The sequence below is a fragment of the Rhizobacter sp. AJA081-3 genome (genome assembly GCF_017795745.1).
Lineage (GTDB): Bacteria > Pseudomonadota > Gammaproteobacteria > Burkholderiales > Burkholderiaceae_C > Piscinibacter.
This window is the reverse complement of sequence record NZ_CP059067.1, coordinates 5,179,412-5,201,295: the sequence shown is the minus strand read 5'-3', so window position 1 is coordinate 5,201,295 and position 21,884 is coordinate 5,179,412. Positions and strand designations below refer to the sequence as shown.

Sequence of the window (21,884 nt, the reverse complement as noted above, 5' to 3'; positions counted from 1 at the left end):
TTCAGTTTTCGGGCCCGAAGCAGATCGGCCGGTCGACGCAGACGGCGCAGCTCGGCGCCTTGCAGATGAACAGCTCCTCGCGCTCGCACAGCTGCTTGTAGAGGAACTTCTTCCACTTCATGTCGGCGTGGTTCTTCGCCACCAAGGCGGGGAACCAGCGCGTCATCAGCGCCGAGAGCTCGGCGCGCGAGGCGAAGCGCAGGTCCTGCCAGAGGTGGTTGTCGCCCAGGCAGGCCACGGCCACGCGCTCGGCCACCGTCTCGATCTCCTCGCGCGTGCCCGCCTTGGCATCGGCGTGGTCGAGCAGCAGCGCCACGAGGTCGGTGACCTCGTCCGCGCGGGCCATGGCCACCGTGTTCACGCCGGCGACGCCGCGTGCGTGTAGCACTTCTTCGGGCAGATCTTCGAGCAGGCGGTGCAGCCGATGCACAGCTCGCCGTGCGCGATGGTCATCACCTTCTTCTCGTACTCTTCTTCCTCGTCGCCATCGGGGTCGACGGCGATGCGCTCGCCTTCGTCGTTCAGGCCGACGAGCTCGAGCACGCCGCGCGGGCAGACGCGGAAGCAGCGGCCGCAGCCGATGCACTTCTCCTCGTTGATCGACTGCACGAAGGTCGGCGTCCAGCTCGCACCCGACGGCAGCGTGACGGTAAAGCTGCTCATGTCGACACCTCCGCCAGCCGCTTGCGCGCGGCCATCAGAGCCACATGCGCCTCGTGCGCCACCTTGGCGACCTCGGGGATGCGCTCCCAGTTCGTCGGCAGTTCCTCCGACAGGTCGTGCAGGTCCATCTTCGCCTGCGTGGCGCGTGCGTTGAGCTTCTTCAGCTCGGCCTTCAAGACATCGATGTCATCCATAGTGGGCGACCTCCGGGTACTTCTCGATCATCGCGACCCCTTCGGCCACGTACTTGTTGCCGGCCTCGGCCAGCTTGGCCAGGCTCGGGAAGCCGAAGCGGTGCACGTCGCGCAGGTGGCGATTCACCACGATCAGCCGGCCGGTGGTGAGCACCGTGCGGCCGAAACCTTCGTGGCTCATCTTCGTCATCGGCGAGACCATGCACTTGGTGGCGCGCTCGATGGCCAGGCCGATGGCGTTGTGGAACAGGTCCAGCCGCCACAACGTGTCGGGATCGGGGTCGCCCATCAGCGGCAGCGCGCGGCGCTGTTCGGCGCTGAGGATGTAGGGCTCGAGCAGCTTCAGGTCGCTCTTGCCCTCCCAGGTGCCGTGCGTGTCCTGCGCGCGGATCTGCTTGATCAGCTCGCGCACGAAGGCAGCGTCGAGCAGCGCGGCGTCGTCGGTCGCGTCCACCACGGTATCGGCGCTCATGCCTTCACCTCGTCGTCGCTGTCGAAGTCCACCGCGCGCGGCTGGTCCTTGAGCAGCGCCTTGCGCAGCCAGGGCGGCGGCGTGCCCTGGAGCACACCCTGCAGCTTGTCGAGGATCTCGAGGATGGGCTCGGGCTGGGTCACCTTGATCGGGTGGATCTTGCTGGCCACCACGCGTGCCGCTGCCGAGCCGCCGATGGCGGCCACGTAGACGATGGCGCAGTCCTTGATGGCGTCGAGCTTGGGTGCGAGCTTGTCCTCGTTGCCGTCTTCGGCGAGGTCTTCGCCGAAGCCGAAGTCCTGCACGAAGCCGTAGCCCGTGGGCGAGATCTCGTACACCGCGAGGTGCTTGGCCCAGCCGAAATGCGCGTCGACGCGCTGCTGGTCCTGGGTGGCAAAGGCGATCTTCATGGACGCTCCCGAAGTAGGTTCAACAAAGGTTCAGGCGCTGGCCGGCGCGAGCTGGTCGCCCGGCTTCGGCAGGCGCTCGATGCGTGCCGGCACATGCGCCACGGCAGCCACGCGCGACGCGGCGGGCAGCGGCCAGTCCTGCGGGCCGTGGTGGGCGATCTGGTCGATCATCAGATTGCCCACGGCGTAGACGAGGTTGCGCGTGCCGCGGTAGCCGACGTGGCAGATGTGCGCGTTGCCGACACGGTCGAACATCGGGATGCCGATGCGGAACAGCGGCTTGGCGAGCCGCTGCGCGGCCTGGCGCCCATGCGAATGCGTCATCAGCAGGTCGCAGCCCGCCGCAGCGGCGCTGCGCTCGAAGTCTTCGAGGTCACCGATCAGCACCTCGCTGGTCGGCAGCTTCTCGAGCAGCGGCGACGAGGTGGTGGTGACGCACACGCCCAGCTCCATGCCCATCTCGGCGAGGAACATGCCGGTGGACCACAGCAGGTCGGGTTCGGCGGCGATCGCCACCTTCACGTTGCCGAGGTGGAAGTGGCCATCGAGCATGGCGTCGACCAGCTGGCTGCGCTGGCGGCGCAGCTTGGCGGGCACCGGCTGGCCGGACAGCTCGGCGAGCGTCTTCACGAAGGCGTCGCTGGCGCTCAGGCCGGTGAGGCGATCGAACAGCGTGAAGGGCACGCCGCAGCGATCGGCCAGCGCCTGCGCGGCCGGCCGCATCTGCTCGCCGATGGCCAGCGTGTGCGCAGCGGCGCCGAGCCTGCGCAGCTCGGCCAGCGGCGTGCCGCCGATGGTGGTGCCGAGCCACTGCTCCGGGATGTGACCGTCGAGTGAGCCCGACACATCGGGCACGAACACCGGCTGCAGGCCGAAGGACTCGACGATCTCGCGCAGCTCTTCCAGATCGCCGGGCGTCAGGTGGCAGCCCGGCAGGACGTTGACTTGCTTCGGACGCTTCTCGACGTCCAGCACCGGCAGCGTCGACACGAGCATCTTTACCGCCTTCGCCCAGCCGTCCTGGAACGCACCGACGTAGTCGGGCGTGGAGACGTAGACGATCTCGGTGTCGGCCAGCTCGGGGTGCTTCTGCCGCGCCAGGCGGATGTAGCCGTCGACGTCGTCGCCCTTGGTTTCGGTCAGGCCCGTGGAGCAGATCGCGATGATCGCCGGCTTGGCGCGGCTGCGGATATTGAGCAGCGCCTTCTCGAGGTTGTCGTAGCCGCCGAGGATGGTGGTGACCTCGTTCATCGCCGTGGTCTGCAGCGGGATCGCCTCCTTGAAGTGGCGCACCAGCAGCACCACGCCGAAGGAGGTGCAACCCTGCGAGCCGTGCATCATCGGCATGCACGACTCCAGGCCCATGAACGCGTAGCTCGCGCCGAGCGGCTGACTCATCTTCAGCGGGTTGACGGCGCAGGCCTTCTTGGATTCGGTGACTAGCGCCATTTGTTTGCCCTCTCGATGTGGGTTGTGGCGCGGCAAAGGCGAGCCCGGGTGGGCTGCGGCGCTTCGCCTCGGCGGTCGGCGCGTTGCGCCGACTCCCCTGCGATGCTCGGTCTCATGGCCCCGCCGCCGAACTCGCTCCGCGACCTGCGGTCGCTACGCTCGGACAGCGTTGACGAGTCAGAAGACGATGCGCGCTGCGCGCGCGGCCACGAGCCCTGCGCTTCTCGGCACCTCAGAGGCGCGCCTCCGCCCACCCGGGCGCGCCTTTGCTGAACCAGAGGTGGTGTGCCGGTGAATGAGAACCACAGGTGGACTTCGCGGCGGGCGCTGCCCGCTGGGGGCGATTTCTGGGGCGACGAGAAGCGCAGCGCCGGGGTCGGCGCGCGTGAGCGCGCTTCGTTGTCATGCTTGCCGCGGCTGTTTGAACGCAGCTCCCGCAGGGAGCGAAGTGAGTTCTGCGGCACGACCCCGGTGCGAGCATCGCAGTGGAGTCGGCGCGCAGCGCCGACCGCCCCGGCATGAGCCCCCAGCGGGCAGCGCCTGCCGCGACGCGCAGCGATGGAAGAGCCAGGGAGCGCCACGACTCAAGCCTCCACCAACAACGGATCCACCACATCCCAAGGCGCAGGCGACCGCACCTCCCGCCACACCGGGTTGAACAGCGCCTTGTCGATCTCGGCCACCATCGTGACCATGCCCTCGTAGCCCGCGAAGGCGTGATGCCGTTCCTGGTTGATGTCCATCCAGGGCATGCGCGCCTTCAGTGCGACGAACTGGCTGCGCCCGCCGCTGAGCATGATGTCGGCACGGGCGTCGCGCAACATCGCGTACATCTCGCGCGGCGTCATGTCGTCGATCATGTGCGCGCTGTCTTCGGAGGTCAGGCCCATGATCTCCTTGATCTTCTGCTTGTCTTCCTTGGTGCTCTTCTTGGTGCTGGTGCCCACCACCTCCAGCCCGGCCTCCTGCAGCGCCGACACCACCGACCAGCTTTTCACGCCGCCGGTGATCAGCAGCACCTTCTTGCCCGCCAGCCGCTCGCGGTAAGCGCGGATGCGCTCCCAGGCGCGCGCTTCCTCGGCCACGATCAGCGCCTCGGTGCGGCCCTGCAGTTCGGCCGGCGCGCCGCGCTCGACGAGCAGCCGCGCGATCTCGCGCAGCGTCATGCTCATGTCGCTGATGCCGTAGAAGGAGCCCTCGAAGTACGGGATGCCCCAGCGCTGCTGCATGCGCGTGGCCACGTTGATCATCGACTTGCTGCACACCATCATGTTGGCGCGCGCACGGTGGCTGGAGGCGATCTCGTTGTAGCGGCCGTCGCCCGAGATGCAGCTCGCGATGCGCACGCCCAGCGCGTCGAGCAGCGGCTTGACCTGCCAGAGCTCGCCCGACAGGTTGTACTCGCCGATGATGTTGATGTCGTAGGGCGTCGTGAGCTCGGGCTCGACGGTGCCGATCACGTGATCGAGCAGCGCCTCGGCGCCGAGCTTGTTGCCCAGATTCTTCGGCCCCGCGAAACCCGGCGAGTTGACCGGGATGACCGGCTTGCCGAACTTCTCGCTGGCCTTGCGGCACACCGCCTCGACGTCGTCGCCGATCATCGCCGTCACGCAGGTCTGGTAGACGAACACCGCCGGCGGGTCGACCTTCTCGATGATCTCGCGGATCGCCTTGAACAGCCGCTTCTCGCCGCCGTAGACGACGTCGAACTCGTTGATGTCGGTGGTGAAGCCGGTGCGGTAGGTCTGCGGGCCGCTGGACGCGCTGTGCCGGTTGTCCCACGAGTTGCCCTCGCAGGCGATCGGCCCATGCACCAGGTGCGCCACGTCGACGATCGGCTGCAATGCGATCTTCGCGCCGTCGAAGGCGCATCCGCCGGCCGCCGCGCCCGGCGTGAGCTGCTTCGTGCAGCCCGCCTTGCGCGCCTTGGCGTCCTTGGACTGGTTGACGTCGCAGCCGGGCTCGTCGAAGACCTGGGCGATCTTGGCGTTCAACGATGCGGACATGCGGGGCCTCCACGTGCGGATGGGAGGCTGCATTGCAGGATCGGTGCCACCGCGGCCGCGCGCCGGAAGCTGCATGAAATCAAGGACTTGGCGCGCACCACCGGCCGCACGGGCGATGAAGGGTTTGCGACAAAACCGACGCGCTCCGGCGGCTCAGTCCCTCTCGCGGCCGCCCCGTTCTCGCCCGCCACCCTTCTTCTCGGGCTCGACACGCGGGTCCCGGTGGCACTCCACGCAGTTCTCGAAGTTCTGGATGCCTTCCTCGACGTGCTCCGCGCGGACCTTCGCCTGCGAGTGCTCGTGGCAGCCATAGCAGGTGTAGCGGCTGTAGTCGTTGTTCTTGTGGCAGGTGTCGCAGGTGGCTTCGTGGTCGCGGTCGAGCACGAAGTACTTGTTGTGGTCGAAGGTCGCCGGCTTCCAGGCCTCGGTCTTGTGGCACGTCTTGCAACTGCCCTGGATCTGCCGATGCAGCCGATCGGTCGGGGCGTTGTGGCAGCTCTCGCAGCGATCCAGCTCGGCCTGGGCCAGCAGCGCATGGTCGAAGTGCGCCGGCTTCCAGGCCTGGCTCTCATGGCACTTCGAGCATTCGACCTTGAGCCCGCGGTGCACGGTGTCCTTGGGCGCCGCGTGGCATGAGGCGCAGGTGTCGCGCACTGGCACCTTCAGCAGCTCGTGCGAGAACGGCTTGCGGCTGCGCTTGGTGAGCTTCGGGCCCTGGTGGTCGCTGTGGCACGCCATGCAGTCCTGCTCGATGAGCTGCTGGTGGAACGAGCCCTTGATGGTGCCGGTGGCGATGGGCACGCCCTTGGTCGTCTTCAGGCCGACGTCGGCGATGGCATGGCACTCGGCGCACCGGCCCGACGATGCCCCCCGCCAGGCGGCATGGCAGGCAAAGCAGTCGGTGGCGAGTTCGGCGTGGCCCTTGACCAGCGGCCCCGGGCTCACCATGAGGTGCGGGTAGGCGAACACCAGCGCCACCAGCACGAGCAGGTTGAGCGCGATGACGATCATCAGGATGGGAGGCTTCTTCACTTCCAGCCCCAGAACAGGAAGATCGCCACGATGTGCGCCAGGGCCAGCACGGTGAAGGCCAGCGTGATCGGGAAGTGCACGACGCGCCACTTCTTGACCACGTCGAAGGTCAGGCTGTCCCAGTACAGGCGCTCATCGAGTTCGGCGTCGCTGAGGCCGCGCTCGCGCATGCGCTGGCGGGCCTCTTCGAGGCGCCGGCGCGAGCGGTCCAGGAGGAACTTGCCGGTCAGCCCGCTGCCGACGTTGATCAGCATGGCCCACACGGCCAGCCAGCCGAGGATGGCGTTGAAGTGCACGCCGGCGTGCACCAGCACCAGCAGAGAGCCGAGCCAGGCCAGCACCTCGTGCCAGCGCAGCAACGTGGCCGGATGGCCGCTGCGGATCAGCTTGCGCTTGCGCAGCGAGTAGGCGGTGGACCCGAGGATCAGCAGCGTGCCGGGAATGCCCAGCCAGCGGCCGATCCACAGCAAGTCGAGCAGGTGCAGCAGGCCATCGAGGGCGAGCGAGACGAGCGCCAGCGCGACGAAGCTGCCCAGGAATGGCAGCACCTCGTGGCGCAGGAGCCGGGCGGGCAGCGTCATCAGGCCTCCAGCACCAGGGGCGACGCGGGCCGGCCCACGCAGAGCAGGCAGTGGCCCGGCGCCACGTCGTGGTCCGGTGCGTGTTCGTACTGCACCGCGCCCTCGAGCAGGCGTGTCTCGCAACTGCCGCAGCCGCCCGAGCGGCAACCGGACTCGACCTCGATGCCGTGCCGCTCGGCAAAGTCGAGCAGCGAGGCGTCACGCCCGTCCCAGCTCAGCGTGCGGCCCGAGCGCTGGAACCTCACTTCGACGGCTGCCGTGGCGGCGGGCGCCAGAGTTGGCGCAGCGCCGGGCAGCTTGACGGACGCCGGGCCGAACGCCTCGTAGTGGATGTCGGCCAGCGGCACGCCCCAGGCTGCCAGCGCAGGCACCAGCATCTCCATCATGGCGGGCGGCCCGCAAACGTAGAACTGGTGGCGCCCATGAGGCAGCGTGCGCCGCAGCAGCTCGACGTCCACGTGCCCTGCGTGCTGGTAGTCGCGCCCCTGCAGGTCGGCCTCGCCGGGGCGGCTGTAGGCGATGTTCAGGCGCAGCGCCGGGTGCGCCGCCGCGAACGCCTCGAGCGTCTGCTTGAAGGCATGCTCGCGGCTGTTGCGCAGCCCGTAGTACAGATGCACCACCCGCTGCGGCTGCTCGGCCATGCACCAGCGCAGCATGCTCATCATCGGCGTGATGCCGATGCCCCCGCCGATCAGCACCACGGGCACGCCCGGATCGGGGTCGATGCAGAAGTGGCCGGCCGGCGCCTTCACGCGCAGGATGTCGCCAGCCTGCACGTGATCATGGAAGTGGCTGGACGATTGGCCCGGTGGGACCTCGGGGTGACCGGCCGGCGCGGGCACGCGCTTGATCGTCACCCGGTAGTGCATCGGCTCGGGTCGATCCGACAAGGAGTAGCAACGCGTGATCGCGCGAGGCGGCGCCGGCTCGCCCGCCGCCTGCGGCGCGACGTCGAGCGAGAAGGTCAGGAACTGGCCCGGCTTGAATGCCGGCAGCGGCTGGCCATCGACAGGCTGCAGGTAGAACGAACACTGCGACAACGCCGTGTCCTCGAAGCCACGCTGCGACACGCGGAACTCGCGCCAGCCCGCCCATGCGCTGTCGGCTCGGGCGCTCGAGGCCGCCGGCGATGGCGATGGCGCCGCCGCCGCGGCGGCCCGCCAGCGCCGCACGGAGACACCGATGCCCACCATCAGTTGCAGGAGCAGGGCGGCAACGATCAGTCCCAGCAGTTCGGCGGCGGTCATCGATCCATTCGCATTCGACAGGGCCTTGCCGTGCAGAGCACGCAGGCGATTCGGGTCGATTCTGGGAGTTGCGTTCTTCGCGCTGCTTGACAGGTCGCAACCAGCGGCCTTGCAGGGCTTGCCGCTCAGGAAACGTTAAGCCGGCTCGCTGCCCAATGCGCGTCAACGAACAGACAGCCCGGCCACGACACCTCAAGGTCACGCCGGTGCGGCTGCCCGACGATCCACCTCGAGCAAACCACGCCCATGAATCAGCACCCTCGACTTCTTCGTGCCGCAGCCGCGGCCCTCGCGGCGATCGGCCTCGCGGGCTGCGCCAAGGCCCCGGACCTGCTGGCCGACCCCGCGGCGGCGTCTTCCGACACGGCGCATGTCGCCGACGCCGACGTCACGAAGCACGTGAAGACGGCGCTGCGTCAGGCGCAGGCGCTCGAGGGCTTCGACATCGCCGTCGTCACCACGAAGGGCGATGTGCGGCTGACAGGCGTGCTCGACAATCAGGCACAGATCGACGAGGCCATCCGTATCGCGCGTGCCGCCGACGGCGCGCACACGATCCACGACGAACTCACGGTCAGGAAATAGGCACTTCGATGCCGCATGCCAGGCGCCCCACCGATTCGATGCCAGCGCATCACGTCGCGCTCGTTGCCGTGACGCTGGCACTGCTGGCGGCGCCGCTGGCAGCGAAGCCGATCTGCCGGTGGGTGGACAGCAACGGGCGCACGCAGATCTCCGATGTCGTGCCCGAGCGGTACCAGAGCATTGCCGTGTGCACCGACTCGCAGCAGTACGAGCTGTCCGAGCAACAACAGCGCGCGGCCGAACAGCGTGTCGAAGCCGATCGTGCCAGGGCGGCTCGCGACGCCGCGAAGCCGGCCGCCGTTCCGGCCTCGGGTTCGCCCGGTCCTGCGCGCGCAGCGCCACCACGGCCCGCGAAGCGGCCGGCCGAAGTCGTCACCGAGTCCACCGACTGCACGACATGGTGGCGCCTCTACGATGAAAGCGCCGCGTGTTTCGGGCCCTACCGCACGACTCGCGGGGGGATCCGCGCAGAGGCCTTCGAAGCGTGCAACGTCATTGCGAGCCCCGAGGCGAAGTGCGGGCCGAGGGTTACAGCTCCACGCTAGTGCCAGTTGCTGATCTTCACGTCGTCGGGTGCCGGCTGGCCGCGCCCAGTCTCGACGAGTTCGCGCAGGCTCAGCAGGAAGGTCGCCCACTTGGTGCTGCAGTGGGCCATGAACTCGCCGCCCGGGCCTGCGTCGCGCCACTGGCGGTGGCCGAACATCACGATGGTCTGGCCGTCCTGCTGCGACAGCTGGAACTCGACCTCGGTGCCGAGCCACTCCGCCGGCCCGTCCTCGACCTGCCAGCGCACCTTGTGGTCGGGCGTCTGTTCGAGCACGCCCATGGTGAAGCCGCCGATCTCGTCGCCCGTCACGGTGTGAAAGCGAAAGGCGACGTGGCCGCCGGGCTGCGCGTTGCCCGTGGTGTCGCGCGTCCACCAGCCGGCGAGGCCTTCGATGGTGGCAAGCGCCTTGTACACATCCGCCGCGGGTGCCTTGATGCCGATCCTGTGAACGATGTCCATCCTTCTGCTCTCCGGGTTGCTGGGTTGCGGCACCCGCATCGGTGCCGTGGGAGCACTCTAGGCAGGCGGCAGCGAAGGTGGGAGTAACAAGATCGTCGTGATTCGGCCGGCGAGATCGAAGCTCGCGCTCGCCGGGCTACGGGTTTCCGCGCCGCCGCACCCACTTGATGCCCTCGAACCACAGCACGCTGAGCAGGCCCAGCCCGCAGGCGGCCGCCAGTTCGTGCAGCGGCAGCGGCGCGAAGCGCAGCACGCCGACAGCCCAGGGCACGTAGAGCGCGGCCAGCAGCAACGCGAACGCGAGGCCGACGACGACCCACAGTGTCCGGTTCGGCGTGCGCAGCGTGGCCCACAGCGAGCGCTTCGCCGAGCGGTTGGACAGGATGAGCGCCAGGTTGCCCATCACCAGGGTGGCGAACGCGAAGGCGCGCGCCTCGGGCTCGGGGATGCGCGGGCTGGCCCAGGCGAACGCGCCCATCACCGCGGCCAGCACGCCCAGGCCCTGCACCAGCGCCAGCCACAGCGTGGCACCGCCGAACAGCGGCGCGGCGGCATCGCGCGGCGGGCGCTGCATCACGTCGCTCTCGGCCGGTTCGTTCTCGAAGGCGATCGAGCAGGCCGGGTCGATGATGAGCTCGAGCAGGGCGATGTGCATCGGGTACAGCAAGGCGGGCCAGCCGAACAGCACCGGCAGCATCGCCATGCCCGCGATCGGCACGTGCACCGCCAGGATGTACGACATCGCCTTGCGCAGGTTGTCGAAGATGCGGCGCCCCAGGCGCACCGCCGCCACGATGGCCGCGAAGTCGTCGTCGATGAGCACCAGCGAAGCGGACTCGCGGGCCACGTCGGTGCCGCGCCCGCCCATGGCCACGCCGACGTGCGCGGCGCGCAGCGCGGGGGCGTCGTTCACGCCATCGCCCGTCATCGCGACGATGTCGCCGCGCGCCTTCAGCGCCTGCACGATGCGCAGCTTCTGCTCCGGTGCGATGCGCGCGCACAAGCTGACGGTGGCCAGACGCTCGCGCAGGTCCTCGTCGGTCAGCGTTGCGATCTCGTCGCCCGTCAGCACGTCGCCGTCGCCCGTGGCCAGCCCCGCCTGCTGCGCGATGGCGCGCGCCGTGGCCGGGTAGTCGCCGGTGATCATCACCACGCGGATGCCGGCCGCGCGGCATTCGGCCACCGCGGCGGGCACCTGCGGCCGCACCGGGTCCGCCAGGCCGAGCAGGCCGACGAACGCGAAGTCGAAGTCGTGTTCGCTCGCCGGCCAGTCGGGGCCCGCGAACGACCCGCGCGCCACCGCCAGCACGCGCAGGCCTTCGGCGGCCAGCTCGTCGACCACGCCGGCGATGCGCGCCTTCTGCGTTTCGTCCAGGTGGCACAGATCCATCACCGCTTCCGGCGCGCCCTTGGCGGCCACAGTCTGGGCGCCATCGCGCGCCGCCGCCCACACGTGCGACATCGCGCGCAACTCCGGGGTGAGCGCATAGGTCTGCACCAAGCGCCAGTCGCCGTGCAGGTGTTCGGTGTCGGCGAGGAATCGTTCGCCGAGTTGATGGAAGGCCTTCTCCATCGGGTCGAAGGGGTCGACCACGCTGGCCAGGATCGCCACCTCCACCAGGCCGTGGAAAGCCTCGGGCAGGCGGCCTTCGGGCACCGCATCCAGCGCGAGGCGCTCCGCGAGCTCGACACCGCCGGCCGCGAGGTGCGTCACCGTCATGCGGTTGCTGGTCAGCGTGCCGGTCTTGTCGCTGCACAGCACGGTGGTGGCGCCCAGCGTCTCGATGGCATTGATGCGCCGGGTGAGCACGCCCTCCTTCGACAGCCGGCGCGCGCCGAGGGCCGGGAACACGGTCAGCACCACCGGGTACTCCTCGGGCAGCATCGCCATGGCCAGCGCGATGCCGGCCAGCAGCGCCTGCAGCCAGTCGCCCTTGACGAGGCCGTGCACGAGCACGAGCGCCAGGCTCAGGGCCAGCGCCAGCAAGGCCAGGTTGCGCACCAGCCGGGCCGTCTGCTTCTGCAGCGGCGAACGTTCGTTCTCCACCGTGCCCAGGGCCGTGCCGATGCGGCCGATCTCGCTGCGCGCGCCGGTGGCCGTCACGCGCGCGAGCGCATGGCCTTGCACGATCAGCGTGCCGGCATAGACGCCCGGCATGTCGTCGCCGCCGGGCGCCACGCGTGCGCTGTCGGCGAGCTTCGCCGCGGCGGCCAGCTCATCGGGCCGCGCCACCCGCTTGCCGACCGGCACGGCTTCGCCGGTGAGCAGCGATTCGTCGGCTCGCAAGCCATCGGCCGTCACCAGCAAGGCATCGGCCGCCACGCGATCGCCCTCGCTGAGCTTGAGCAGGTCGCCGCGCACCACGTCGCGCCCGGCGATGCGCTGCGGCCGGCCATCGCGGATGACCAGCGCGCGCGGGCTGGTGAGGTCGCGCAGCGCTTCGATGGCGCGTTCGGTCTTGCCCTCCTGGTACAGCGTGAGCGCCACGGTGACGAGCACGAAGCCAAACAGCGTCAGGCCCTCCTGCAGATCCCCGAACACCATGTACAGGGTGCCCGCCGCGAGCAGCAGCAGGAACATCGGCTCGCGCACGGTCTCGACGGCGATCGACAGCAGCGTTCGGCGCTGCCCGCCGGGCAAGGCATTGGGGCCGTCTTCGGCCAGGTGCCGGGCGGCCTGCGCTGCGGACAAGCCCGCATCGACGTCGGCCGATGGCGCGGCGCGTTCAGCCTGGGTTGCAGCCATGTGCGGGCCGGATCGTCGGCCACCTCCTTGCCAGCGAGCTTACGCGCGGACAGGGGGCAACTCGGTGCGCTTGCGAACCAGAGCCTCGCGCGCGGTGGATGGTGCGCAATTGATCCATCTCACTCTTCGGCAGCCACCTCGGGCAGAGACTGACTCCAAACCCTGACGGGCATCGAATCACACAGGAGCAGAGCATGAAGACAAGACTTCCGATGGTGGCGCTGGGCGTGGCGGCGCTCGCGCTGGCCGCTTGCGAAACTGGGCGCCAGCAGGAACAGCCCAACACGCTGGTGGCCGTGATGGCCAGCAGCGCACCCGACATGCAGGCTGGAGCCAACGACCCGGTGTGGGCCAAGGCCAAGCCGCTGAACGTGGCCTTGACCAACGGCGCCAACTTCGGCGCGCCCCCGGGAGACAAGGGCGACTCCAAGGTGGCGCTGAAGGCGGTGTACACGGCCGACATGCTCTACCTGCTCATCCAGCACGCCGACCCCACGCATTCGGTGCGCCGCGGCCCTTACCAGAAGCAGGCCGACGGGACCTGGAAGAAGCTCACCGACCCGGCCGACAAGGGCGGTGACGACAACCTCTACTACGAGGACAAGTGGGCCATGCTGTGGCCCATCGACAACTCGATCAAGGCCTTCGACAAGGAAGGCTGCGCGGCACTTTGCCATGAAGAGAAGACCAAGCCCTACGGCAACAAGTACACCAGCCGCGAAGGCGAGATGGCCGACATCTGGCACATGAAGGGCCAGCGCACGGCGCCGGGCGGCTTTGTGGACGACCAGTACGTCGACCACACGCGCTACGACGAGAAGACCAGCCGCAACGCCGGGCGCAAGAACGACCCGGGCACCGCGACCGGCGAGTACAAGGCCTTGCCGATGGTCGGTGGCAAGCCTCAGTTCATGCCCCGCGACGGCAAGCCGGCGAACGCCGGCGGCACCTACTACATCAAGAGCGGCGACGAGGTGCCGTTCGACGACAGCAAGTTCAAGCCGGGCGATGAAGTGGCTTCGTTCGTCATTTACCCGCTGCAGGGCGACCGTGCCGACGTCCGCGTGGCGGTGAGCTGGACCAACGGCATGTACACCTCGGTGGTGAGCCGCAAGCTCGTGACCGGCAGCAAGTACGACGTGCAGTTCTCGAACCTGGGCACGCGCTACGGTTTCGGCTTTGCCGCATTCGACAACGCGCAGGTGCGGCACGCGACGCCGGACGACCCGCTGTACCTGGTGTTCGCGAAGTAGCGCAGCGCAGCCGGCTCAACGCGGATCGCAAACGGCGCGCCGCTGCGCCGCCGCCGAGGGCAGGCTCTGCAACGCGGGCGGCGCTGCGGCGAGCAGTGTCCAGATCGGCCGCAGCAGGACACGGCGCTCGGCGAAGCCGCGCTGAGAGGGCGCGAGGCCAAAGCGCAAGAGCAGCCGGAGGTCGTCGAGCACGCGTGGCGATTCTGCCCAGGTGGAGTGGGCCAGGCCGCCCTTGGCAACGGCGGTCACGTCGACCGTGTCGACACACTCCGGCACGCGCGCCGTCACACCCACGCGGCCGACCCGCTCCTGGCGGTTCTTGATCGTCGAGATCCACAACGCCAGATCGGTGGATGCGCCATAGGTGGTAATCACATGGCGCGTCAGGATGGCCGGTTCGATCACCTCCTCGAAGATGCGCGGCGTCACGTCAGGCGCGGCGAAGACGATCTGGCGGAACACGGGCTGGCGTTCCAGCTGCCCGGCCAGCTCGGCCTCCAGTTGGTGCACACCCAGCTTGAGCATTGCGTGTCCCAGCACTTCCGAGCCCATGCTGTGCGCGATGAGGTGCACCGTGCCGATGTCAGTGGCGGCGGCCACTTCCTCGAGGAAGCGCGCCAGGTCGTAGCCCGAGGCCTCGGAGCGCTTGCGCGCTTCGCCGTAGTTCATCCCTGTGCCGCCGGGGTCGGATGGCCAGCTGAACATCAGCGGCACCAGGTCGTAGTCGGGCCGGGCCAGATCGAAAACGATCTGTGCGGTACGGAAGGCTGCATCCGCGAAGTCGTTCGCATAGCCATGCACGTACAGCACAGCGGTCTTGCTTTTCGATCTGGACACCGCCTGATTCAGGCTGCGCGCGAAGTCGGTGGAAGACAGCTCCACGATCGGCTGAGCAAAGCCAAACTCGGTGCGCAGATTACTGGCCGGTCGCGGCGAGATGCCGATGAGTCTGGCAAGCGGGTGACTCGAGACACGCTCGAGTGTCACGGACACCCAGCCCGGACGCGACACCTCACCGCGCTCGCGATCGGGCGGCACGCGCACTACCGCGATGCCGCGACGAAGGTTGTCGCGGTCCGGCCGATCGATGAGGGCGTTGCCGTAGTGGTGGAACGGGTTGTCGCTACCGGTGGGTTGCCTATTGGTGGCGAACAGCACTGGCACCTGGTCGTTCGGCTTCCAGCTCGCAGGGCTGGGCCCGTCACTTTGGCGCGTGCCGACGACTTCGATTTCCACGCGGTTGTTGCGGGCACGCGTGGCTGCCGTGGCGTTGTCTGCCACCGGCTGCGTAGCTCCCTTGCCTTCGGCGTAAACACGTCTTGCTTCCATGCCCTTTGAGATGAAGTAACTCCTCACGGCGTCCGCGCGAGCCCGCGAGAGACTCAGCTGAGCCGCCGCGCTGCCTGTCGAGTCGCTGTGGCCGACGACGATGATCATCTCGACCGAAATCGGATTGATCTTCGCGACGACTTCTTCGAGCTTCATTCGCGCGGCCGGCTTGAGCACCGCCAGACCGGGATCGAAGAACACATCGGCAGCGACCGTGACCTTCTGCGTGACCGGTGCTGGGGCAGGTGGCGGCGGCGGAGCAGGAGCCGGCACAGGTGGTGGCACAGGCGCGGGCGCGGGCGGAGGCGCCGGAGCGGGAGGCGGTGGCGGCCGCGGTGTCGGCGGCGGCGGCGGCGGTGACGTGATGGCGCAGCCAGCAAGCGTCAGGACCAGGCACAGCCAGACACAGGCCTTCTTCAGGATCTTCCCGGTCACCATGCTGTCTCCCTCGACTTTGCGGCCTTCTCAATGTAGGCGCCATCCGTACCGACAGGCGACGGGTCGCGCAACGCCATCCACAGTTTGCAGGACAAGTCAGTGAAGTATGGTGGCCTCCATCGGTGGAAGACAGTGGGCCGGGACTGGCGTTCGTGCGGGTGCTGACCAACCCCGACGCCGAGGCCGAGCCCTCTGTGCGCGTCTTCCGCTGCATCCCCGGCTTGCGCATGCCGCCGCAGGGCGCGATGCCCTTGCGCGGCCAGGGCGCGCGCTTCATCGTCAGCGCCGATGGCCGGCTCCTTCGTGCCGGTCAGCCTTGGCTGATCGGCACATGGCAAGGATCTCAGGCCTTGGCCAGCGCGGCCTTCATCGCATCGGCCAGCGGCGTGGTCGGGCGGCCGATCAGCGCGCTGAGCTGGTGCCCGTCGTCGAACAGCGCGCCCTTCGCGGCGCCCGCGTCCGAGTCGGCCAGCAGCGCCGCAAAGGGCGCGGGCAGGCCGGCGCCGAGGAGCGCGCCTTCGAAGCCCTTCTGCGGCAGGTCCTGGTAGACCACGCTGCGGCCAGTCTGTCGGTTCAGCTCGGCCACCAGCTCGGCCAGGGTGTACGACGTGTCGCCCGCGAGTTCGTACGTGCGGTTGCCGCCCACCGGCTGCGCGAGCACGGCCGCGGCAGCGGCGGCGTAGTCTGCGCGCGTGGCCGAGGCGATTCGGCCACTGCCGGCCGCGCCGATGAAGGCGCCATGCTGCAGCGCCGGCGCCACGCTGGCGAGGTAGTTCTCGGTGTACCAGCCGTTGCGCAGCAGCACGTGCGGCAGACCCGAGGCCACGATCAACGCTTCGGTGGCCTGGTGCTCGGCCGCCAGTCCCAGCGGCGACGTGTCGACGCGCAGCAGGCTGGTGTAGACGAGCTGGCCCACACGCGCCTCGCGGGCCGCGTCGATCACCGCGCGGTGCTGCGGCAGGCGCTGGCCGACCTCGCTCGACGAGATCAGAAGCACGCGCTCGGCCCCCTTGAAGGCGCTGGCCAGCGTGGCGGGTCGGGTGTAGTCGGCCTCGCGCACCTGCAGGCCGAGAGCGGCCAGGTCGGCCGCCTTGGCCGGGGTGCGCACGGCGGCGACGATCTTCGATGCGGGCACGCCGCGCTCGATGAGCTGGGCGATGACGAGGCGGCCGAGCTGGCCGGTGGCGCCGGTGACGACGATCATGATGGGTGCTCCTGAAGGGGTTGGGTGGATGACAGGGCTCCATCATGTCGGCTATGCTTACTTTTCGTAAGTACTAACGCCGAGGTAAGTGTCCATGCGTGCCGCCACCGCCCCCGCCATCGATCACGAGCCGCTGCTGCGCGGCAACCTGTTCGCCGCCGAATGCCCCTCGCGCGAGGTGCTGCAGCACGTCACCAGCCGCTGGGGCGTGCTGGTGCTGGTGGCGCTGCTGTCAGGCGGCACGCAGCGCTTCAGCGAACTGCGCCGCGGCATTGGCGGCGTGAGCGAGCGCATGCTGGCGCAGACGCTGCAGTGGCTGGAGTCCGACGGTTTCGTGCTGCGCGTGGAGCACCCGGTGCAGCCGCCGCACGTGGACTACCAGCTCACGCCGCTGGGCCGCGAGGTGGGGCGCCACGTGCGCGAGCTGTTCGACTGGATCGAGGGCAAGCTGCCGGCGATCCTCGACGCGCGGGGCCGGCAGGGCGGCCCGGCTGCACCTCAGCCGAGTTCGAGGCCGAAGAAGCGCATCGTGCGGTCGTAGGCGAGCTGCGCCCATGCGGCGTCGTACTGCGTGATGGCGATGCGGTTGCGGCCCTGCGCATCTTCATTGGCGAAGGCATGGTGCGCCAGGTAGCGGTGGCCTTCGTAGCGCACCTTCGATTCCTTCAGCTTGGCCTCCAGCGCGTCGACGCCGGCGATGGCGAAGGCGCCGTCCTGCGTGGCCCAGTGCGCCATCAGCGGCATGCCGATCTTCGAGGCGTCCACGTACTCGAGCGGCGGGTAGCCGTACCAGACGACGCCGGCATCGGCCTCGGGCACCATGGTCGAGGCCAGCACCGTGAGCGCGCCGCCCATGCAGAAGCCGGTGATGCCGACCTTGCCGCTGCCGGCCTTCGCGGCCTTGAGGTACTGCACGGCGCCGCGCACGTCCTGCGAGGCGGCCTCGCCGAAGTTCAGGCCGCTCATCAGGTGGTGCGCCTCCTCGGCCTCCACGGTGCTCTTGCCGCGGTAGAGGTCGGGCACCAGCGCGGTGAAGCCGGCGCTCGCGAAGCGCTCGGCCACGCCGCGGATCTGCTCGTTCAGGCCCCACCATTCCTGGATCACGACCACCGCGCCCACGGGCGACTCGGCCTCGGCCAGGTAGCCGTGCACGGCCTTCCCGTCGGGCCGCTTGAATTCGATCGTCTTGCCCATCGTCGTCTCCTGCTCTTGCTGGAACGGCGACGAGTATGTCAGTTCAATCTTCCGCCAGCACCTCGGTGGCGATCAGCTGCTCGCGCAGCGCCCAGCGTGCGCGCCAGCCATCGCCCTGCCAGGCCGGGTCGGCGGTGCGCTCGAAGGCGGCCATCGCGGTGGCCTCGTCGGGGTAGACGCGGCAGCGGCCGAGGGCGTGCAGCGCGCCGGCGTCGCTGCCGTCGAGCTTGCGCGCCAGGTCGTCCGCATCGAAGGCGAACCACGCGCGCGGCGGCGCGGCCTCGGGGAGTTCGAGCACGTAGATCACGCGCGCTACTCCACGCCGTCGGTGACCGACTTGCGCCACACCACCTGGCGCAGCCGCTCGCGCGCTGCCTGCGCCGAGCCATCGAAGCGGTCGGTGGCGCGGCGCAGCGCGGCCTGCGCCACAGAAGCCTCGGCCAGCGTCAGCGGCAGCCGGCCGGCCACGTGCGTGGCCAGCGGCACCATCTTCAGGATGGCCTGCCGATTGGGGTGCTCGTCGATCACGACGAGCTCGTCGGCCTCGGGCTGGCCGTCGAGGCAGATGCGCGCGCCGATGACCTCGATGCGCCGGCCGTCGTGGGTGGTGCGGATGAGAACGGGGGCAGCTTGCATCGGGACCTCGCCGTCAATGGAAGGGGCGCTTGTCGGCTTTGCGACAAGACTGCCCTACCCATGCAGCTTTGGTGCCACCTCAGCCGAACACGGCGTGCCAGGCGCGGCCCCAGGCCGGCGCGTCCGTCAGCGCCACGAACACCAGCCCGGCCACGGCGCCGCCGAAGTGCGCGTCGTGGTTGATGCGGCCCTGCGCCTGGCGCGCGGCCCACTGGCAGTAAATGAGATAGGCCACCGCGAACAGCGGCGCCGGGATCGGGAAGGGGATCGGGAACGTGTAGATCGCCGAGTTCGGGAAGTAGACGATCGAGGCGAACAGCACCGCCGAGATCGCGCCCGATGCACCCAGGCTCTGGTAGCCGGGGTTGCCGCGGTGCCTGACGTAGGTGAGCGCATCGCTGGCCAGCAGGCCGGCGGCGTACAGGGCCACGAAGCGCGGCGTGCCCATCGCCGGCTCGAGCTGGAAGGCAAAGGCGAAGAAGGTGAAGGCATTGAAGAGCAGGTGCTGCAGGTCGGCATGCATGAAGCCGCTGGTCACCAGCGTGGCGTACTCGCGACGCGGCACCAGCCAGTGCGGCCGGAACAGGCTGCGCTCGATGAGCACCGGCATCGCGTACAGGCCGGCCAGGCTGGCCAGCAGCATGGCGGCGAGGATGAGCGTGGCGGCGGGGGCGCCGGCGAGAAAGGTCAAGGGGTCTCCAGGGACGGGCGGGTGCCAGGCGAGGATTGTCGCGGTCGCGACACCGGGCCGCGGTATTGCCCGGCTTGCCCGGCATCGCTAGAGTGCCACCCCGGCCATCCCGCCGGGAGGGCTGCACGAATCAAATCCAACAGCCCTGGGGAGGGTCGAGATGAGCATGAAGGCATTCGCGCGCAGCGCGGTGGGGGGAACTTTGGCCGCGGCGCTGGTCGCCTGTGGCGGCGGTGGCGGCGATTCGAGCCCGCCGGTCGTGCTGAACCCGCCGGTGATCTCGGCGCAGCCCACGGCGCAATCGGTGCTGACCGACGCGAGCGCCACCTTCTCGGTCACCGCCAGCGGCGCCGGCCTGAGTTACCAATGGCGGCGCAACGGCACGGCCATCGCGGGCGCCACGGCCGCTACGTACGCCACGCCCCCGGCGAGCTACGCCGACCAGGGCGCCCAGTACAGCGTGACGGTGAGCAATGCCGACGGCAGCGTGACCAGCAGCGCGGCCGCGCTGAGCCTCGTGGCCAGCGCCAGCCAGCAGGCCTTCGAGAGCGTGGCCCTGGCACCGTCCGCCGGCAGCTACCTGTTCCGCTGGAACCTCAACCTGTCGGGACCGCAGGCCAGCGGCACCAACTACGCCTACTCCGAGTCTTCGGTGCTGGCGCAATCGCCTCTGACCGCCGGCCCGCAGACCAACGCGCAATCGGCGCCGGCGAACCTGGCCACCAGCCTGGCGCTGACCAGCACCGGCCCGACGCGCATCCTGAAGAACGGCGCGATCCTCGTGGTGCCGACGCTGCAGGCCTCCAACCGCATCTCGTACGTGGGCAGCGACGTACGCGTCGATTCGCTGGCCGCCGACAACACCACGGTGGCCTACTCGCAGCTGCGCAGCGCCTACACCTCGGCCACGCTGGCGGGCCAGGTGTCGGCCACGCCGGCCGAGTTCGCGCAGTGGTTCAACTCCTTCTTCGCCAACCCCGCGGTGTTCACGGCCGGTGCCACGTATCAGGCCGGCGCGGCCTACGTCAAGTACACGTCGACGAGCCTGGGCGACCGCTACACCGCCTTCGATTGCGTGGGCGCGACCACCGACGCCAACATCACGCCCTGCGTGAGCGGCACCACGCTGACCGCGGCGCTGACCACCGGCATCGTCTCGAACAGCGACCTCACCACCTACCACCTGGCCGACGGCACGCTGGACACGGTGAACGGCGTGCCGGTGTGGGTGGCGACCGCGCCGCGGCCGGCGTCGGCCACGCTGAGCAGCACGGTGCAGCACCGCATCTACTTCCAGCTCAACGGCAACGTCTACACCGGCGCGCTGATTCGCGACGGTGCGGTGCTCGGCGGCTCGTACTACGTCTCCAACCCCGGCGGCGCGACGGTCGAGGAGCGGTTGACCTTCCTGCCGTACCAGATCCGCATGAACAAGGCGGCACGCGATAGCCTGGCCGCGGCCATGGCCCTCTGACGCGGCGCCCCGCACGCCGGGGCGTAGACTGGGCCGCGGCCACGGGGAGGGCCCGGCCCATGGACGACGACCCCACTGCTGCGACCGAGGCCGCCCGCGACGACGACGCGCCCGGCCGCGTGCATGTGATCCTGCCCGTCGACGTGCGCAGCGTGTCGCTGGCGGTGATCGCGCTGCTGGCCTGCGTCTACACCTTGCACTGGGCCAGCGCGGTGTTCATCCCGCTGCTGCTCGGCGTGATGCTGAGCTACGGATTGTCCCCGGCCGTCGAGCGGCTGCAGCGCTGGCACCTGCCGCGCGCGGCTGGTGCGGCGGTGCTGTTGCTGGGCCTGGTGGCCGGGCTCGGCTCCATCTCGTATTCGCTCGCCGACGACGCCGGCGCGCTGGCCGACTCGCTGCCCGACGCCGCGCAGAAGCTTCGCGAGGCGGTGCAGAGCCGGCGCGGCGCACCCGAGAGCTCGATCGACAAGATGCAGCGCGCCGCGGCGAAGCTCGAGGAGGCCGCCGCCGAAGGCGTGGCGAAGGCGCCGCCGGCCGCCAAGGGCGTGACCCGGGTGCAGATCGAGCGGCCGCGCTTCAACATCCGCGACTACCTGTGGAGCAGCACGCTGGGCCTGGTCGGCCTGATCGGCCAGGCGATGGTGGTGCTGTTCGTCAGCTTCTTCCTGATGACCGCGGGCGACAGCTTCCGCCGCAAGATGGTCAAGCTGGCCGGCCCGACCTTCAGCAAGAAGAAGATCACCATCCAGATGCTCGACGAGATCACCGGGCAGATCCACCACTACCTGATGATCCAGGTCTTCACCAGCGTGCTGGTCGGCGTCGCCACCTGGCTGTCGATGTGGTGGATCGGCCTGCAGCATGCGGCCGTGTGGGGCATCGTGGCGGCGGTCCTCAACCTGGTGCCGTACCTCGGCTCGGTGGCCACCGCCGGCGGCCTGGCGCTGGTGGGCTTCCTGCAGTTCGGCACGCTGGAGATGGCGCTGCTGATCGGCGGCGTCTCGCTGTTCATCAACACGCTCGAGGGCAACCTGCTGACACCCTGGCTCACCGGGCGGGCCAGCCGGATGAACCCGGTGGTGATCTTCGTCGGCGTGCTCGCCTGGGGCTGGCTGTGGGGCATCTGGGGCCTGCTGCTGGGCCCGCCGCTGCTGATGGCGCTGAAGTCGGTGTGCGACCGCGTCGACGACCTCAAGCCCATCGGCGAACTGCTCGGCGAGTGAAGCCGCTGCGTGCAGCAGCGCACCGACAGCCGGCGACGAGGCGCCTAGCCT

General features: G+C 69.4%; 24 protein-coding genes. 6 read left to right on the top strand and 18 right to left on the bottom strand.

Features of this window, described 5'->3' with window-relative positions; translation table 11 throughout:
• Position 1 precedes the first annotated feature (1 nt).
• The 10 genes from HZ992_RS24665 to HZ992_RS24620 all read right to left on the bottom strand — a co-directional run bounded on the left by HZ992_RS24665 (position 2) and on the right by HZ992_RS24620 (position 8,054).
• On the bottom strand, positions 2 to 388 hold the full coding sequence (locus HZ992_RS24665; protein WP_245213295.1) for a nitrogen fixation protein NifQ: 387 nt from the start codon (positions 386 to 388) through the stop codon (positions 2 to 4).
• Positions 358 to 663: a ferredoxin III, nif-specific gene (fdxB, locus tag HZ992_RS24660; RefSeq protein WP_209384471.1), complete on the bottom strand. Its 306-nt coding sequence runs from the start codon at positions 661 to 663 to the stop codon at positions 358 to 360. The genes HZ992_RS24665 and fdxB overlap by 31 nt, the downstream gene beginning before the upstream one ends.
• The gene (locus HZ992_RS24655; RefSeq protein ID WP_209384470.1) at positions 660 to 857 is read right to left on the bottom strand and encodes a CCE_0567 family metalloprotein; all 198 of its coding nucleotides are present in this window, start codon (positions 855 to 857) and stop codon (positions 660 to 662) included. Before HZ992_RS24655 ends, fdxB begins: the two co-directional genes overlap by 4 nt.
• The gene (locus tag HZ992_RS24650) at positions 850 to 1,329 is read right to left on the bottom strand and encodes a NifX-associated nitrogen fixation protein (RefSeq protein ID WP_209384469.1); all 480 of its coding nucleotides are present in this window, start codon (positions 1,327 to 1,329) and stop codon (positions 850 to 852) included. Before HZ992_RS24650 ends, HZ992_RS24655 begins: the two co-directional genes overlap by 8 nt.
• The gene (gene nifX / locus HZ992_RS24645) at positions 1,326 to 1,739 is read right to left on the bottom strand and encodes a nitrogen fixation protein NifX (RefSeq protein ID WP_209384468.1); all 414 of its coding nucleotides are present in this window, start codon (positions 1,737 to 1,739) and stop codon (positions 1,326 to 1,328) included. Before nifX ends, HZ992_RS24650 begins: the two co-directional genes overlap by 4 nt.
• Before the next feature lie 30 nt (positions 1,740 to 1,769).
• Positions 1,770 to 3,188 (bottom strand): nitrogenase iron-molybdenum cofactor biosynthesis protein NifN, encoded by a 1,419-nt coding sequence (gene nifN / locus HZ992_RS24640; protein ID WP_209384467.1) that lies wholly within the window; start codon positions 3,186 to 3,188, stop codon positions 1,770 to 1,772.
• A 584-nt stretch (positions 3,189 to 3,772) separates the two neighbouring features.
• Positions 3,773 to 5,194, bottom strand: coding sequence for a nitrogenase iron-molybdenum cofactor biosynthesis protein NifE (gene nifE, locus HZ992_RS24635; RefSeq protein WP_209384466.1), 1,422 nt, complete (start codon positions 5,192 to 5,194; stop codon positions 3,773 to 3,775).
• Between the two features lie 153 nt (positions 5,195 to 5,347).
• Entirely contained in the window at positions 5,348 to 6,226 is an 879-nt protein-coding gene (locus HZ992_RS24630) for a cytochrome c3 family protein (protein ID WP_245213294.1), read from the bottom strand.
• Entirely contained in the window at positions 6,223 to 6,807 is a 585-nt protein-coding gene (locus tag HZ992_RS24625; RefSeq protein WP_245213293.1) for a hypothetical protein, read from the bottom strand. The genes HZ992_RS24630 and HZ992_RS24625 overlap by 4 nt, the downstream gene beginning before the upstream one ends.
• On the bottom strand, positions 6,807 to 8,054 hold the full coding sequence (locus HZ992_RS24620; RefSeq protein ID WP_209384465.1) for a 2Fe-2S iron-sulfur cluster-binding protein: 1,248 nt from the start codon (positions 8,052 to 8,054) through the stop codon (positions 6,807 to 6,809). The genes HZ992_RS24625 and HZ992_RS24620 overlap by 1 nt, the downstream gene beginning before the upstream one ends.
• Before the next feature lie 246 nt (positions 8,055 to 8,300).
• Here HZ992_RS24620 and HZ992_RS24615 point away from each other — a divergent pair, with 246 nt between their 5' ends.
• Positions 8,301 to 8,639 (top strand): BON domain-containing protein, encoded by a 339-nt coding sequence (locus tag HZ992_RS24615; RefSeq protein ID WP_209384464.1) that lies wholly within the window; start codon positions 8,301 to 8,303, stop codon positions 8,637 to 8,639.
• Positions 8,640 to 8,707: 68 nt separating this feature from the next.
• Positions 8,708 to 9,184, top strand: coding sequence for a DUF4124 domain-containing protein (locus HZ992_RS24610; RefSeq protein WP_209384463.1), 477 nt, complete (start codon positions 8,708 to 8,710; stop codon positions 9,182 to 9,184).
• On the opposite strand, the gene HZ992_RS24605 is transcribed toward HZ992_RS24610, so the two are convergent.
• Together HZ992_RS24605 and HZ992_RS24600 are read right to left on the bottom strand one after the other, a co-directional pair.
• Positions 9,181 to 9,645: an SRPBCC family protein gene (locus HZ992_RS24605; protein ID WP_209384462.1), complete on the bottom strand. Its 465-nt coding sequence runs from the start codon at positions 9,643 to 9,645 to the stop codon at positions 9,181 to 9,183. The genes HZ992_RS24610 and HZ992_RS24605 overlap by 4 nt on opposite strands.
• Positions 9,646 to 9,781: 136 nt before the next feature.
• Positions 9,782 to 12,391 carry a cation-translocating P-type ATPase gene (locus HZ992_RS24600; RefSeq protein WP_209384461.1) on the bottom strand — a complete coding sequence of 870 codons (2,610 nt, stop codon included), beginning with the start codon at positions 12,389 to 12,391 and terminating at the stop codon, positions 9,782 to 9,784.
• Between the two features lie 194 nt (positions 12,392 to 12,585).
• Between HZ992_RS24600 and HZ992_RS24595 the strand changes: the two genes are divergently transcribed.
• The gene (locus HZ992_RS24595) at positions 12,586 to 13,644 is read left to right on the top strand and encodes an ethylbenzene dehydrogenase-related protein (RefSeq protein ID WP_209384460.1); all 1,059 of its coding nucleotides are present in this window, start codon (positions 12,586 to 12,588) and stop codon (positions 13,642 to 13,644) included.
• Positions 13,645 to 13,659: 15 nt separating this feature from the next.
• Here HZ992_RS24595 and HZ992_RS24590 read toward each other — a convergent pair whose 3' ends face one another.
• Both HZ992_RS24590 and HZ992_RS24585 read right to left on the bottom strand, forming a co-directional pair.
• Entirely contained in the window at positions 13,660 to 15,411 is a 1,752-nt protein-coding gene (locus HZ992_RS24590) for an alpha/beta hydrolase (protein ID WP_209384459.1), read from the bottom strand.
• A 343-nt stretch (positions 15,412 to 15,754) separates the two neighbouring features.
• Positions 15,755 to 16,615, bottom strand: a complete 861-nt coding sequence (locus HZ992_RS24585; RefSeq protein ID WP_209384458.1) for an SDR family oxidoreductase — start codon at positions 16,613 to 16,615, stop codon at positions 15,755 to 15,757.
• Positions 16,616 to 16,709: 94 nt separating this feature from the next.
• Between HZ992_RS24585 and HZ992_RS24580 the strand changes: the two genes are divergently transcribed.
• A complete protein-coding gene (locus HZ992_RS24580) occupies positions 16,710 to 17,156 on the top strand; it encodes a winged helix-turn-helix transcriptional regulator (RefSeq protein WP_209384457.1) in 447 nt (148 codons plus the stop codon).
• On the opposite strand, the gene HZ992_RS24575 is transcribed toward HZ992_RS24580, so the two are convergent.
• From HZ992_RS24575 to HZ992_RS24560, 4 genes are all read right to left on the bottom strand, one after another.
• Positions 17,114 to 17,809 (bottom strand): dienelactone hydrolase family protein, encoded by a 696-nt coding sequence (locus HZ992_RS24575; RefSeq protein ID WP_209384456.1) that lies wholly within the window; start codon positions 17,807 to 17,809, stop codon positions 17,114 to 17,116. The two genes, HZ992_RS24580 and HZ992_RS24575, sit on opposite strands and share 43 nt — an antisense overlap.
• 43 nt (positions 17,810 to 17,852) lie before the next feature.
• On the bottom strand, positions 17,853 to 18,116 hold the full coding sequence (locus HZ992_RS24570) for a hypothetical protein (protein WP_209384455.1): 264 nt from the start codon (positions 18,114 to 18,116) through the stop codon (positions 17,853 to 17,855).
• 5 nt (positions 18,117 to 18,121) lie between these two features.
• Complete coding sequence (locus HZ992_RS24565; protein WP_209384454.1) at positions 18,122 to 18,445, bottom strand: hypothetical protein; 324 nt, start codon at positions 18,443 to 18,445, stop codon at positions 18,122 to 18,124.
• Between the two features lie 79 nt (positions 18,446 to 18,524).
• Entirely contained in the window at positions 18,525 to 19,136 is a 612-nt protein-coding gene (locus HZ992_RS24560; RefSeq protein ID WP_245213292.1) for a rhomboid family intramembrane serine protease, read from the bottom strand.
• 160 nt (positions 19,137 to 19,296) lie between these two features.
• Here HZ992_RS24560 and HZ992_RS24555 point away from each other — a divergent pair, with 160 nt between their 5' ends.
• Both HZ992_RS24555 and HZ992_RS24550 read left to right on the top strand, forming a co-directional pair.
• Entirely contained in the window at positions 19,297 to 20,610 is a 1,314-nt protein-coding gene (locus HZ992_RS24555; RefSeq protein ID WP_209384453.1) for a hypothetical protein, read from the top strand.
• A 59-nt stretch (positions 20,611 to 20,669) separates the two neighbouring features.
• Positions 20,670 to 21,833, top strand: coding sequence for an AI-2E family transporter (locus HZ992_RS24550; protein ID WP_209384452.1), 1,164 nt, complete (start codon positions 20,670 to 20,672; stop codon positions 21,831 to 21,833).
• The last annotated feature ends 51 nt before the right edge of the window (positions 21,834 to 21,884 follow it).

Bases quoted from the DNA above. Each gene is read 5' to 3' on its own strand.
- fdxB (WP_209384471.1), bottom strand. From the start codon at position 663: ATGAGCAGCTTTACCGTCACGCTGCCGTCGGGTGCGAGCTGGACGCCG.
- HZ992_RS24655 (WP_209384470.1), bottom strand. From the start codon at position 857: ATGGATGACATCGATGTCTTGAAGGCCGAGCTGAAGAAGCTCAACGCA.
- HZ992_RS24650 (WP_209384469.1), bottom strand. From the start codon at position 1,329: ATGAGCGCCGATACCGTGGTGGACGCGACCGACGACGCCGCGCTGCTC.
- nifX (WP_209384468.1), bottom strand. From the start codon at position 1,739: ATGAAGATCGCCTTTGCCACCCAGGACCAGCAGCGCGTCGACGCGCAT.
- nifN (WP_209384467.1), bottom strand. From the start codon at position 3,188: ATGGCGCTAGTCACCGAATCCAAGAAGGCCTGCGCCGTCAACCCGCTG.
- nifE (WP_209384466.1), bottom strand. From the start codon at position 5,194: ATGTCCGCATCGTTGAACGCCAAGATCGCCCAGGTCTTCGACGAGCCC.
- HZ992_RS24625 (WP_245213293.1), bottom strand. From the start codon at position 6,807: ATGACGCTGCCCGCCCGGCTCCTGCGCCACGAGGTGCTGCCATTCCTG.
- HZ992_RS24620 (WP_209384465.1), bottom strand. From the start codon at position 8,054: ATGACCGCCGCCGAACTGCTGGGACTGATCGTTGCCGCCCTGCTCCTG.
- HZ992_RS24615 (WP_209384464.1), top strand. From the start codon at position 8,301: ATGAATCAGCACCCTCGACTTCTTCGTGCCGCAGCCGCGGCCCTCGCG.
- HZ992_RS24605 (WP_209384462.1), bottom strand. From the start codon at position 9,645: ATGGACATCGTTCACAGGATCGGCATCAAGGCACCCGCGGCGGATGTG.
- HZ992_RS24600 (WP_209384461.1), bottom strand. From the start codon at position 12,391: ATGGCTGCAACCCAGGCTGAACGCGCCGCGCCATCGGCCGACGTCGAT.
- HZ992_RS24595 (WP_209384460.1), top strand. From the start codon at position 12,586: ATGAAGACAAGACTTCCGATGGTGGCGCTGGGCGTGGCGGCGCTCGCG.
- HZ992_RS24590 (WP_209384459.1), bottom strand. From the start codon at position 15,411: ATGGTGACCGGGAAGATCCTGAAGAAGGCCTGTGTCTGGCTGTGCCTG.
- HZ992_RS24585 (WP_209384458.1), bottom strand. From the start codon at position 16,615: ATGATCGTCGTCACCGGCGCCACCGGCCAGCTCGGCCGCCTCGTCATC.
- HZ992_RS24580 (WP_209384457.1), top strand. From the start codon at position 16,710: ATGCGTGCCGCCACCGCCCCCGCCATCGATCACGAGCCGCTGCTGCGC.
- HZ992_RS24575 (WP_209384456.1), bottom strand. From the start codon at position 17,809: ATGGGCAAGACGATCGAATTCAAGCGGCCCGACGGGAAGGCCGTGCAC.
- HZ992_RS24565 (WP_209384454.1), bottom strand. From the start codon at position 18,445: ATGCAAGCTGCCCCCGTTCTCATCCGCACCACCCACGACGGCCGGCGC.
- HZ992_RS24555 (WP_209384453.1), top strand. From the start codon at position 19,297: ATGAGCATGAAGGCATTCGCGCGCAGCGCGGTGGGGGGAACTTTGGCC.
- HZ992_RS24550 (WP_209384452.1), top strand. From the start codon at position 20,670: ATGGACGACGACCCCACTGCTGCGACCGAGGCCGCCCGCGACGACGAC.